We start from the raw sequence: 11,921 nt of genomic DNA on the forward strand, positions 1-11,921 counted from the left end.
GCTTTTTCGTCGGGCGCCCCGCGTTTTCGCCGGGGCAAGCGCCCGCGTTATACTCTGCACATGCCCCAATCTCCGTTGGAAAGCCGTTTGCGCTACGAATTTCGCAATGCGGAATTATTGCGCCAGGCTTTAACTCACCGCAGTCACAGTGCCACGCATAACGAACGGCTCGAGTTTCTCGGCGACTCCGTTCTGAACTGCGCGGTGGCTGCGCTATTGTTCCAACGTTTCGGGAAGCTGGACGAAGGCGATCTGTCGCGGGTCCGGGCCAATCTGGTCAAGCAGCAATCGCTTTATGAGATTGCTCAGGCCCTGAATATCTCGGAAGGTCTGCGGCTCGGCGAGGGTGAACTGCGAAGCGGAGGTTTCCGGCGTCCGTCGATCCTCGCGGACACACTGGAGGCCGTTCTGGGTGCGGTCTTCCTCGATGGCGGTTTCGAGGCCGCGCAGACCGTCATCAAGCGGCTCTACGTGCCGATCCTCGATCACATCGATCCGCGCACGCTAGGCAAGGATTCGAAGACATTGCTGCAGGAATATCTGCAGGGTCACAAGATCGCGTTGCCCACGTATACGGTGGTGGCGACGCATGGTGCGGCGCACAATCAACAGTTCGAGGTCGAATGTACGGTGCCCAAACTCGACGTGAAAGTGTCGGGTTCGGGTGCAAGCCGCCGCGCGGCCGAACAGGCTGCAGCCAAGAAGGCGCTGGAAGAAGTGGTCGCGGCCGCGCCGGCACCGGTCGCCAAGCCGAAGCGGTCGAAGGCTGCACGGGCAGCGAAGCATGCCGAGCCGGAGATCGTTCCCGGCGTGGCCGGCGTGCAGACGGCGCTGGACCTGCGCGCGCCAGACCACCGCAAAGCCGATCGGACCGCGCGTAGCGAGCAGAAGCACAGCAGCGCACCTGACGTAGCGGTCGCAGAACGTCCCGCCTCGGGGCCGGTGGCGACGTCCGTGCCCTTGCCTGTGCCGCTCGCCGTGATCCGCGCGGCGCACGTCGAATATAGCGAGCACGGCCAGATTCCTGTAGATAAGGAAAAGGCGGCGGAAAAAGTAGGCGAAAAGGCAGTCGATAAGTCCGAGAAACTGGACAAATCCGCCGAGAAGTCCGAACCCGCCCTTGCCGCCGAAAAAGCCGCTGAGAATCCGGCCGAAAAGCCAGCTGATAAAGCCGATACCATCGTCCGCACGAGCGATAAACCCATGCCCCGCGCCCGTGAGTCCATAGCCGGCACGCGTGACGATACCGAACTCGAACCTGGCGTTGCCGGCGGGGTGCAAACGCGCGCCGCCGATGCCGGCCATTGATGCCTTTTGACCCGCCGCGCTTTGGGGCGCGTGTCCACTCGAACCTGCCGTAGCCCGAATATGAACGCTTCCACTCCCACTGGTTTTCGCTGCGGCATGGTCGCGATTGTCGGCCGCCCAAATGTCGGCAAGTCGACGCTGATGAACGCTCTGGTTGGCCAGAAAGTCAGTATCACGTCGCGCAAGGCGCAGACGACGCGCCATCGCATCACCGGCATCCATACGTTCGAAGACGCGCAGTACATTTTCGTAGACACGCCCGGTTTCCAGACCAAGCACAGTGGCGCGCTGAACCGCTCGCTGAATCGTGCAGTCACCTCGACGCTGACATCCGTCGACGCGATCCTGTTCGTGATCGAAGCCGGCCGCTTTGGCCCCGACGACCAGAGGGTGCTCGACCTGATTCCGCCGTCGGTGCCGACGCTGCTGATTGCAAACAAGCTCGACCGTGTGTCCGACAAGGACGGCCTGTACCCGTTTATGCAGGAGCTGAGCGCGCTGCGCGAGTTCAACGAAATCGTGCCGCTGTCGGCGAAAAACCCGGACGACATCAAGCGTCTGATGGCGACCGTCAAGCCCTATCTGCCGGAAGGCGATCCGATCTATGGGGAAGACGACCTCACCGATCGCAGTGAGCGCTTCCTCGCCGCCGAAATCCTGCGCGAAAAGGTATTCCGCTGGACCGGCGACGAATTGCCCTATACGAGCACTGTGCTGATCGACAAGTTCGAGACGGAAGGGCGCCTGCGCCGTATCTTCGCGACCATTCTCGTCGAACGCGACACGCACAAGGCAATGATCATCGGCCAGAAGGGCGCCAAGCTGAAGCAGATCAGCACGGAAGCACGCCTCGACATGGAAAAGCTGTTCGACGGCCCCGTGTATCTGGAAACCTTTATCAAGGTGAAGAGTGGCTGGGCCGACAACGAAGCCGGACTTCGCGCCTATGGGTACGAATGACGCCTGGGTGAGGTTGCAACCCGGCGCCGACGCCGACGCCGAACCCGACGACGGCGAACCGGCTGCGCCGGCGCCGGCTCGGGCCAGAAAATCCTCTTCATCCAGCAGCGGCGAGACGCGTAAGACGGCAGCGCGCCGTCCCGCGCGTACGCCTGCTTCCGACTACCGGATCGCCGAGCAGCCCGCCTTCGTGCTCCATAGTTATCCCTATCGCGAGACGAGTTTGATCATCGACGTGCTGTCGCGCGATTACGGCCGACTCGCGCTCGTCGCGAAGGGTGCCAAGCGCCCGCACTCCGCATTGCGAGGCGTGCTGCAGACGTTCCAGCCGCTTTCGCTGTCGTGGTCCGGCAAATCCGAAGTGCGTACGCTGACGGGTGCCGAGTGGGTCGGTGGCATGCTGCCGCTCGCCGGCGACGCGCTGTTGTGTGGCTTCTACGTCAACGAACTGCTGGTCAAGTTCTGCGCGCGGGAAGATCCGCATCCTCAACTGTTCCATCACTACGTCGTCACGCTGACGCATCTTGCTCACGATGAACCGCCCGTCCAGGTGCTGCGTTCTTTCGAGCGTGTGCTGTTGCGCGAGACCGGTTACGCGATGGCGCTCGACCGCACTGTTTCGCGGCGGGCGGTCGTGCCCGAGGGGCGCTACGTGTTCGATCCCGAGCGCGGCGTGCGCGAAGCGTCCGACGATCTGCCTGCGCAATGGCCGGTCCTCACGGGACAGACGTTGCTCGATATGGAGCAGGACGATTACCATCGAAGCCAGACGGTCGCGCAGAGCAAGACGCTGATGCGCTTCCTCCTGAACACTTACCTTGGCGGCACGCCGCTCGCGACGCGCCAGATCCTGATTGACCTTCAGAACCTATGAGCTTCTTCCTGACGTCGCCGAATGTGATCGATCTGGGCGTGAACATCGATCACGTCGCCACGCTGCGCAACGCGCGCGGCACCTCGTACCCAGACCCGATCCGCGCGGCGCTGGCCGCTGAGGAAGCCGGCGCCGACGCGATCACGCTGCATCTGCGCGAAGATCGCCGCCATATCGTCGACGCCGACGTGCGCACGCTGCGCCCGCTTCTGAAAACGCGCATGAACCTCGAATGCGCGGTGACGCAGGAGATGCTGGATATCGCCTGCGAAGTGCGTCCGCATGACGTTTGCCTTGTGCCGGAAAAGCGTCAGGAGCTGACGACCGAGGGCGGGCTCGACGTGGCCGGCCAGTTCGAAGCCGTGCGTGCCGCGTGCCGGCAGCTCGCCGATGCGGGTTCGCGCGTCTCGCTTTTCATCGACGCCGACGAAACGCAGATCCGTGCAGCGCACGAAGCCGGCGCGCCGGTGATCGAGCTGCACACGGGTCGCTACGCCGAAGCGCACGATCCAGGCGAGCAGCAAAGCGAATACGAGCGCGTGGTGCGTTGCGTAGAACTGGGCGTGTCGCTTGGCATCAAGGTCAACGCGGGTCACGGTCTGCATTACACAAACGTCCAGCAGATCGCGGCAATCGACGGCATCGTCGAACTGAATATCGGGCACGCGATCGTCGCTCATGCGATCTTCGCCGGCTGGGACAACGCGGTGCGCGAGATGAAGGCGATTATGGTCGCCGCGCGTCTTGCCGCGCACGCATAGTGCGGAACGCGGCGAAACCGGCATGACGATCTACGGCATCGGTACCGACATTGTTCAGGTCAGCCGCGTCGCAGCGGTAATGGAGCGCACCGACGGGCGCTTCGCGGAGAAGGTGCTCGGGCCTGACGAACTGCGCGTCTATCACGCGCGCCACGCACGATCGGCGGCGCGCGGTCTCGCTTTTCTCGCCACGCGTTTCTCGGCGAAGGAAGCGTTCTCGAAGGCGATCGGCCTGGGCATGCGCTGGCCGATGACGTGGCGCGCCTTGCAGACGCTCAATGAGGCAAGCGGCAAGCCTATGGTGGTCGCCTCAGGCGAACTGGCCGAATGGCTCGACGCGCGCGGCATCACGGCGCGCGTGACGGTCAGCGATGAGCGCGACTACGCAGTGTCGTTTGTGATCGCCGAAATCGCCGATTCCGTTGCTTCCGCCGCATCGTAGTTCACCTGAATACTTCCGACGCGGTGCACGCCGCGCTTCTCTTCCATTCCCGAATTCGATGAAATACCCTCCCGGACCCGTGATGTTCGATGTGGTCGGCAAGACGCTTACCGATGACGATGTACGCCGCCTCGCTCACCCAATGACGGGCGGCGTCATCCTGTTCGCACGCCATTTTGAGAGCCGTGCGCAGCTTGTGGCGCTCATTGAGGCCATCCGCGCGATACGCGACGATCTGCTGATCGCCGTCGATCACGAAGGCGGCCGCGTGCAGCGTTTCCGCACCGACGGTTTCACCGTTCTGCCCGCGATGGGCAAGCTTGGCGCGCTGTGGGACAAGGACGTGCTGTACGCAACCAAGGTGACGACGGCGGTCGGTTACATCCTCGCGTCGGAACTGCGGGCCTGTGGCATCGACATGAGTTTTACGCCCGTGCTCGACCTGAACTACGGACAATCGCAGGTGATCGGCGATCGCGCGTTTCATCGTGACCCACGCGTCGTCACGCTGCTCGCGAAGAGTCTGAACCACGGCCTTGCGCTTGCCGGGATGGCCAACTGCGGCAAGCATTTTCCGGGACACGGCTTTGCGGTAGCGGATTCGCACGTCGCGATGCCCACCGATGACCGTTCGCTCGAAGTCATCCTTGCCGACGACGTCGCGCCGTATGACTGGCTTGGGATGTCTCTGGCCTCGGTGATCCCGGCGCACGTGATCTACCCGCAGGTCGATGCGAAGCCCGCGGGTTTCTCGCGTGTATGGTTGCAGGAGATCCTTCGCGGCCGGCTGCGTTTTCAGGGCGCGATTTTCAGCGACGACCTGTCGATGGAAGCGGCGCGCCAGGGCGGCACGCTCACCGAAGCCGCGACGGCCGCGCTGCAAGCGGGCTGCGACATGGTGCTGATCTGCAACCAGCCGGAAGAAGCAGAAAAGGTGCTCGACGCGTTGCGGTTCACGCCGTCGAAGGAATCACGCCAGCGGCTGAAGGGCATGCGCGCGCGCGGCAAGGCGCTGAAGTGGAGCAAGCTAATGGCCGAACCGGAATACCTGCAGGCCAGAACGCTGCTGCGCAACGCATTCCCCTGAGTATCTCGAGTCAAACGACGCAGGCCGCAATTTCTGCGGCCTGCGTCGTTTTCAGCACGGCTTGTTCAGACGTCTTCAGTTCAGACGCATGCGTTGCAGCTTGTTATAAAGCGTTTTCGGGCTGATACCGAGCAGCGACGCCGCGCGATGCCGCGTGCCGCCTACCGCGTCGAGTGTCGCGCGAATCAGCATTTCTTCTACATCGGCGAGCGGTGTGCCGACCGTCACCTGCACCCGGCTGCCATTCAGGTCGCGCGTGCCCGGTGTGCCCGGTTCATCGGCGCGCAGTGACTCCAGTACGTCCCCGGACGCCAGATAGGCACGCCGTACGCGCTCCTGCAGTTCGCGCACGTTCCCCGGCCAGTCGTACATGAGGCATTCGCTGATGAAGTTCGGCGCGATCAGCTTCGTTGTGCCCGTCAGGCCACGCGCGTGCGCTTCATGATTGAGATCGTCGACCGTGGCATGCGCGAACAGCGCAGCATCGTCCCCGCGCTCGCGCAAGGGCGCCAGCGTGAGTGCGGCGGCGTCGAGGCGCAACCACAGGTCTTCGTTCAACGAGCCGTCCGCAACCGCTGAGCGCGGCACCTTACGGGTCGACGCGATCAGGCGGAAATCCGTCATCAGCTGGTTTGTGCCGCCGACGCGCATGAAGGTCTGCGAATCGAGCGCGCGCAGCAGGGCTTCCTGCTGCGCGCGCGGCAATTCGGCGATTTCATCGATGAAGAGCGTGCCGCCGCTTGCCGTTTCGAAAATACCGGGTTCGCGCTGCTCTGCACCGGTGAATGCGCCGCGTTCGTGGCCGAACATCTGGCTGTCGAGCGGACGATCGCTTGCCATGTGCGCGGCCGTGCGGCAATCGAAAACGACGAACGGACCTTTGCGGCGGCGGCTCATCTCGTGCAGGGTGCGCGCGGCGATTTCCTTGCCGGTGCCGGTTTCGCCGGAGATCAGCACGGCTGCCTCGGTCGGCGCGAGGTGCTCGATGGTGTCGTACAGGTGTTGGACCACATTGCTGCGGCCGATCATTGCGCCGAACCGGCCGAGCCGGCGCAGCGTGGCGCGTAGCGTCTGGACCTCCTCAGTCAGCTCGTATGGCCGCGGGATCCGCGCAAGCAGGCTGCGCAAACGGGGAATATTGATCGGTTTCAGCAGATAGTCCCAGATGCCGTGCCGCAAGCCCTCGATCGCGCTCTCGACGGTGGCGTTGCCCGTCATCACGATGACAGGCAACGCGCCGCCAGGCGGCTGCGCGGGCAAATGCTGCAGCAGGTCGAGCCCGCTGCCGTCCGGCAGATTGAGGTCGACCAGCACGACGTCGGGAATGAAGCGCGACAGGGCGGCCCGCGCTTCGGCGAGTGTAGTGGCGGTATCGACGGAGAAACCGTCGGCGGCGAGGATCGCGGACAGGCCGGACAGGCTGTTAGGATCGTCTTCGACAATCAGGGCGTGTGGCATGGTGGACGCATGGTTCAATTGATCGGAAAGCGCTGCTGCGGCACCGGTTCACGGCGCGCCGCTGCAGGCGCAACTGCTGTAGCCAGACCGGCAGGCAGGCAAACCGCACCGGCCTTTGTCCCGGAAAAACGCGTAAAAAGAGGCGCAAAACGGCGCAGACGTAACAACCGCTCTGTCGGTTGTCCGCGCGGCATCGCCGCCCGCATGGACTGTCGGTCGCGCCGGGATGTGCGATCAGAACAGATCTTTCCGGTTGGCATCGAAAAAGCGGCGTACTTCGAGTTCGGCTTCATCGCGCGTCTTGCCATAGCGCTCCTGAATCAGTCCGGCGAGCCTGTCGGCGCGGCCTTCGGCTTTCTTCAGCTCGTCGTCGGTGAGTCTGCCCCACGCCGTCTTCGCCTTGCCGATAACCTGCTTCCACTTGCCTTCAGCGATATCGTTGTTCATCCCAGACCTCCTAGTCAAAATTCCTTAGGCATATCTTTCACTTCAGCAGATAACGTGCCATAGGAGAAAACCAAGAGTTATCAACGATTTGCTGGTTGCAAATGGGAATAGACGGCAAGTGCGCCGGAAATTCGGGCGTCGATCCGGTAAAGTTTTCTTCCACCATACACGGTCGTGCAAAAAAGAAAAAGCGCCCGTTAAGGGCGCTTTTTCAGTGGCCGCGCCGGGAAAACCGGGGCGGCTCGCAGGTCCGGTGCTTAAGCGTGGCTTAGGCGCGGCTGCGGTACTCGTGCGTACGGGTGTCGATTTCGATCTTGTCGCCGATGTTGCAGAAGAGCGGCACTTGAAGTTCGAAGCCGGTGTTCAGCTTCGCGGTCTTCAGCACCTTGCCCGACGACGTGTCGCCCTTGACGGCCGGTTCCGTGTAAATGATTTCACGAACCAGCGTGGTCGGCAGTTCAACCGAGATCGCCTTTTCGTTGTAGAAAACGACTTCGCAAGCCATGCCGTCATCGAGGTAGTTCAGCGCGTCGCCCATCATTTCGGCTTCGACTTCGAACTGGTTGTAGTCGGCGTCCATGAATACGTACATCGGGTCGGCGAAGTACGAGTACGTCACTTCCTTGCGGTCGAGCAGGACGACGTCGAACTTGTCGTCGGCCTTGTAGACCGATTCCATGCCTGCGCCCGTCAGCAGGTTCTTGAACTTCATCTTCACGACGGCGGAGTTACGGCCCGATTTGTTGTATTCGGCCTTTTGCACGACCATCGCGTCTGCGCCGATCATCACGACGTTACCGGTGCGGAGTTCCTGTGCGATCTTCATAAAACTGTCCTGTACGAAATGAGTAGCTTCAACTTTTGCTCAACGGCATACGACCCAAGCGGATTCGGTGCCTGCGCGCTTACCTGGTCTTACCCATCATTGCGGGCGCACAAGCGAATGGCGCCGATGCCCGGGGCAAACTGCCGAGGACGAGAAGTGGCCCGCGGTGCCGTAGCGATCGGGCCGCGCTTGAGTCGTCGGCCGTTGGATAACCGCTTATTTTAACTGACTTTTTGCGAATTCGGCCAGATTTCCAGCGAGGTCGCCGACGCTTGCGAGTTCGCCGGCCCATTTCGCCGCGCGCGCCTCGAATGCAGCGCGGTGACGCTGGAAATCCGCCCAGTCGGGCTTGCCCACGCCGTTCCATGCGTGCCAGAAGCGCGCGAGCGCGGCGCGGGCTCGGACGGGGAGCGGGCCCGCATAGTGAGCGAGGGCGGCGTCCAGCTTGGGCAGATGGGCGTCGTCGGCCTGCGGATAAATATGCCAGACGAACGGCCGGGCGGCCCACTGCGCCCGCACGAACGAGTCTTCACCGCGTACGAAATTGATGTCGCTCGCCCACAACAGCCGGTCGTAGCCGGGCTGGTCGGTGAAGGCGAGGGCGTGGGCCGTCAGGTTGCCGCGGCGGGCGTGTGAACCCGCCGCAAAGGCCGGCAAACCGAAAAAGCGCGCGACGGCGCCCGAAATCCGGCCTTCAGGCACAAGCAGGGCAATCTCTCCGGTGCTATCGCGCCATTGTTCGAGGAGGCTGTCCACCGCGGGATTTTCGTATGCGAAGAGGGAAATGACGGTGGCATCGCAGCTGGGTGGGGGCGCGCCGACGGTCTTGCGCCACCACGCGTCGCGGGCATCCGGCGACGCTGCGAACGCGGTGCGTGCGGCGTCCAGCCCGCGCTCTTTCAATACGCCGCCTGTTCCGGCGCCGAGTCCTGGAAAAAAGAAAGTCTTCGTGAGTGGAAAGCGCGGGTGCGGCGACGGCCGCAGATGAAAGTCCGCGACCCAGTCTTCGGCGCTCAGGTATTCAAGGTTCAGCCAGACCGGCGCGCGTTCTCGTCGTGCCATTCCCGCGACGTAGACGGGTGGCAACTCACACCCAAAGGCCTCAATGACGACATCCGCGACTTCGAGCGTGTCGCCTGCGTGCGCGGGTTCGTGCCAGTGCTCGATGACAATGCCCTCGACACTCTGCCGCGCCCGGTCGATCGACAGGGTCGGGCAGAGCTTCTGAAACGCGTGCAGATCGTCGACAAATACCCGCACCTGCCAGTCGTGCTCAGCCGCGAGCTGGCGGGCGAGGCGCCAGCAGACGCCGATGTCGCCGAAATTGTCGATGACCGCGCAGAATATATCGCACGCGATATCGGCGACCGGCTTTGAGGCCGAAGCGGTGGCGGGGGGAACGGGCGAGGACATGATGGCCGGCATCCGGAGGCCGGACGCGCGCGGAATGTTCTAAACTGGCGATTCTAAAGCACTTGCCACCGTTTCCGCGCAGCACGCGCGGTGCCCAGCCTGATCCTGCATGACCGATTCCGACGCTTTCGAGCCCAAAAGGGTACTGGCCCAACTGCCGCATCTGCCCGGCGTCTACCGCTATTACGATGCGCACGGTGCTGTGCTGTATGTAGGCAAGGCGCGCGACCTCAAAAAGCGCGTTTCGAGCTACTTCACGAAGACGCTGCTGTCGCCGCGCATCGCGATGATGGTGACGCGTATCGCGCGCGTCGAGATAACCGTCACCCGCTCCGAAGCCGAAGCGCTGCTGCTCGAAAACAATCTGATCAAAGCACTCGCGCCGCGCTACAACATCCTGTTTCGCGATGACAAGTCGTATCCGTACCTGAAGCTCACGGGGCACAGGTATCCGCGGATGGCGTACTACCGCGGCGCTGTCGACAGGAAGAATCAGTACTTCGGGCCGTTCCCGAGCGCGTGGGCCGTGCGCGAAAGCATCCAGATCCTGCAGCGGGTGTTCCAGCTTCGCACGTGCGAGGATTCTGTGTTCAACAACCGCACGCGGCCGTGTCTGCTGCACCAGATCCAGCGATGCACCGCGCCATGCGTGAATGCGATCAGCGAGGGAGACTACGCGCGCGATGTCGCCAACGCGTCGCGTTTCCTGCTAGGGCGGCAGAACGAAGTGATGAACGAACTCGAGCAGAAGATGCACGCATTCGCGGCCGAACTTAAGTTCGAGCGGGCCGCGGCGGTGCGTAACCAGATGAGTTCGCTGTCGACCGTGCTGCATCAGCAGGCAATCGAAGTGGGTGGCGACAGCGATGTCGATATTCTCGCGGTCGTCGCGCTGGGTGGGCGTGTCTGCGTGAACCTGGCAATGGTGCGCGGTGGCCGGCATCTCGGCGACAAGGCGTATTTCCCTGCTCACGTCGAGACAGCGCTGACACCCGATGAGGGCGGGCTCGACCCGGACGAGGCGGAGGCGCTCGCCGAAGCTTCCGCCACCGCCTCGGCCGCGGCCGACGCCGCTGATGCGTCCGACGCACTCGCGATCGCTCAGGATCTTCCCGCGGAAACGGACGCGGACATGGACGCGGACGCCGAACCGGGCGCCAACGGCGAATCCGGTGCTGCGGCCGAACCCGGCACAACACGCATCGCAAGCATCGAAGCAGAGGTGCTCGAAGCGTTCATTGCGCAGCACTACCTCGGGAACCGGGTGCCGCCGGTGCTTGTCGTGAGTCACGCGCCGTCGAACCGTGAGCTGGTCGATCTGCTGACTGAGCAGGCTGGCCACAAGGTCGCATTGCTGCGCCAACCGCAAGGCCAGAAGCGCGTGTGGCTTTCGATGGCCGAGCAGAATGCGCGGCTCGCGCTGGCGCGTCTTCTGTCCGAGCAGGGCTCGCAGCAGGCGCGCACGCGTGCGCTCGCCGACACACTAGGCCTCGAATGCGATGACCTCGCGCATTTGCGCATCGAATGCTTCGACATCAGTCATACGATGGGCGAGGCGACGCAGGCTTCGTGCGTGGTGTATCACCACCACAAGATGCAGTCTGGGGAATACCGGCGCTACAACATCACGGGCATCACGCCCGGCGACGACTATGCCGCGATGCGCCAGGTCCTCACGCGCCGCTACGAAAAGATGGTCGCGCAGGCCGCGCAGAACGCCGCGGATGAAGCGGCTACCTTGCAACCCGAAGACGCACCGGACCTGGCGATCACTTCGGAGGCCGCTGAACCCGTCGCTGCGGGCGGGACATTGCCGAATATCGTGCTGATCGACGGAGGCAAGGGTCAGGTCGAAATCGCCCGCCAGGTTTTCACTGAAGTCGGGTTGGACACCGGCATGCTGGTCGGTGTGGCGAAAGGAGAGGGCCGCAAGGTCGGTCTCGAAACCCTGATTTTCGCTGACAGCCGCACCCCGCTCGAACTCGGCAAGGAAAGCGCGACGCTGATGCTCGTCGCGCAGATCCGCGACGAAGCGCATCGTTTTGCGATCACGGGCATGCGCGCGAAGCGCGACAAGACCCGGCAGACATCGCGGCTCGAAGAACTGGAAGGGGTGGGCGCGAAACGTCGCCAGCGGCTGCTGGCGCGCTTCGGTGGTCTGCGTGGCGTGGTGGCGGCGAGCGTCGACGATCTGGCGAGCGTCGAGGGCATTTCGCGTTCGCTCGCAGAGCAAATCTACCGGCAATTGCATTGATGTGAGCACATGGCCCGCGTAGCGTGGCCCCGCAACCCTGCAGGCACGCGCGCCGCTACGCCTGCGTTGCTTGTAGCAGGCTCCACGACAC

General features: G+C 63.3%; 11 protein-coding genes. 7 read left to right on the plus strand and 4 right to left on the minus strand.

From position 1 onward, the window contains the following. Positions 1-60: 60 nt before the first annotated feature. Genes rnc through nagZ form a run of 6 tightly spaced genes read left to right on the plus strand, consistent with a single transcriptional unit; the run spans position 61 to position 5,432 of the window. Complete coding sequence (gene rnc / locus B0G77_RS11750) at positions 61-1,308, plus strand: ribonuclease III (RefSeq protein WP_133662281.1); 1,248 nt, start codon at positions 61-63, stop codon at positions 1,306-1,308. 60 nt (positions 1,309-1,368) lie between these two features. Then, positions 1,369-2,268: a GTPase Era gene (era, locus tag B0G77_RS11755; protein WP_133662282.1), complete on the plus strand. Its 900-nt coding sequence runs from the start codon at positions 1,369-1,371 to the stop codon at positions 2,266-2,268. Beyond that, entirely contained in the window at positions 2,255-3,142 is an 888-nt protein-coding gene (gene recO, locus B0G77_RS11760; protein ID WP_133662283.1) for a DNA repair protein RecO, read from the plus strand. Before era ends, recO begins: the two co-directional genes overlap by 14 nt. After that, positions 3,139-3,903 (plus strand): pyridoxine 5'-phosphate synthase, encoded by a 765-nt coding sequence (gene pdxJ, locus B0G77_RS11765; RefSeq protein ID WP_133662284.1) that lies wholly within the window; start codon positions 3,139-3,141, stop codon positions 3,901-3,903. The genes recO and pdxJ overlap by 4 nt, the downstream gene beginning before the upstream one ends. 22 nt (positions 3,904-3,925) lie before the next feature. Continuing rightward, entirely contained in the window at positions 3,926-4,345 is a 420-nt protein-coding gene (gene acpS, locus B0G77_RS11770) for a holo-ACP synthase (protein ID WP_133662285.1), read from the plus strand. A gap of 58 nt (positions 4,346-4,403) precedes the next feature. Then, positions 4,404-5,432 carry a beta-N-acetylhexosaminidase gene (gene nagZ, locus B0G77_RS11775; RefSeq protein WP_133662286.1) on the plus strand — a complete coding sequence of 343 codons (1,029 nt, stop codon included), beginning with the start codon at positions 4,404-4,406 and terminating at the stop codon, positions 5,430-5,432. Positions 5,433-5,507: 75 nt separating this feature from the next. Here nagZ and B0G77_RS11780 read toward each other — a convergent pair whose 3' ends face one another. The 4 genes from B0G77_RS11780 to earP all read right to left on the minus strand — a co-directional run bounded on the left by B0G77_RS11780 (position 5,508) and on the right by earP (position 9,576). Next, positions 5,508-6,890 (minus strand): sigma-54 dependent transcriptional regulator, encoded by a 1,383-nt coding sequence (locus tag B0G77_RS11780; RefSeq protein WP_133662287.1) that lies wholly within the window; start codon positions 6,888-6,890, stop codon positions 5,508-5,510. A 234-nt stretch (positions 6,891-7,124) separates the two neighbouring features. Next, the gene (locus B0G77_RS11785) at positions 7,125-7,337 is read right to left on the minus strand and encodes a CsbD family protein (protein ID WP_133662288.1); all 213 of its coding nucleotides are present in this window, start codon (positions 7,335-7,337) and stop codon (positions 7,125-7,127) included. A 268-nt stretch (positions 7,338-7,605) separates the two neighbouring features. Continuing rightward, on the minus strand, positions 7,606-8,163 hold the full coding sequence (gene efp, locus B0G77_RS11790; RefSeq protein WP_133662289.1) for an elongation factor P: 558 nt from the start codon (positions 8,161-8,163) through the stop codon (positions 7,606-7,608). Between the two features lie 216 nt (positions 8,164-8,379). Continuing rightward, positions 8,380-9,576: an elongation factor P maturation arginine rhamnosyltransferase EarP gene (gene earP / locus B0G77_RS11795; protein WP_133662290.1), complete on the minus strand. Its 1,197-nt coding sequence runs from the start codon at positions 9,574-9,576 to the stop codon at positions 8,380-8,382. A gap of 109 nt (positions 9,577-9,685) precedes the next feature. On the opposite strand from earP, the gene uvrC reads away from it, so the two are divergent. Continuing rightward, on the plus strand, positions 9,686-11,830 hold the full coding sequence (gene uvrC / locus B0G77_RS11800) for an excinuclease ABC subunit UvrC (RefSeq protein ID WP_133662291.1): 2,145 nt from the start codon (positions 9,686-9,688) through the stop codon (positions 11,828-11,830). The last annotated feature ends 91 nt before the right edge of the window (positions 11,831-11,921 follow it).

The sequence above is a fragment of the Paraburkholderia sp. BL10I2N1 genome (assembly GCF_004361815.1).
In the GTDB taxonomy this organism is placed as follows: Bacteria; Pseudomonadota; Gammaproteobacteria; order Burkholderiales; family Burkholderiaceae; genus Paraburkholderia.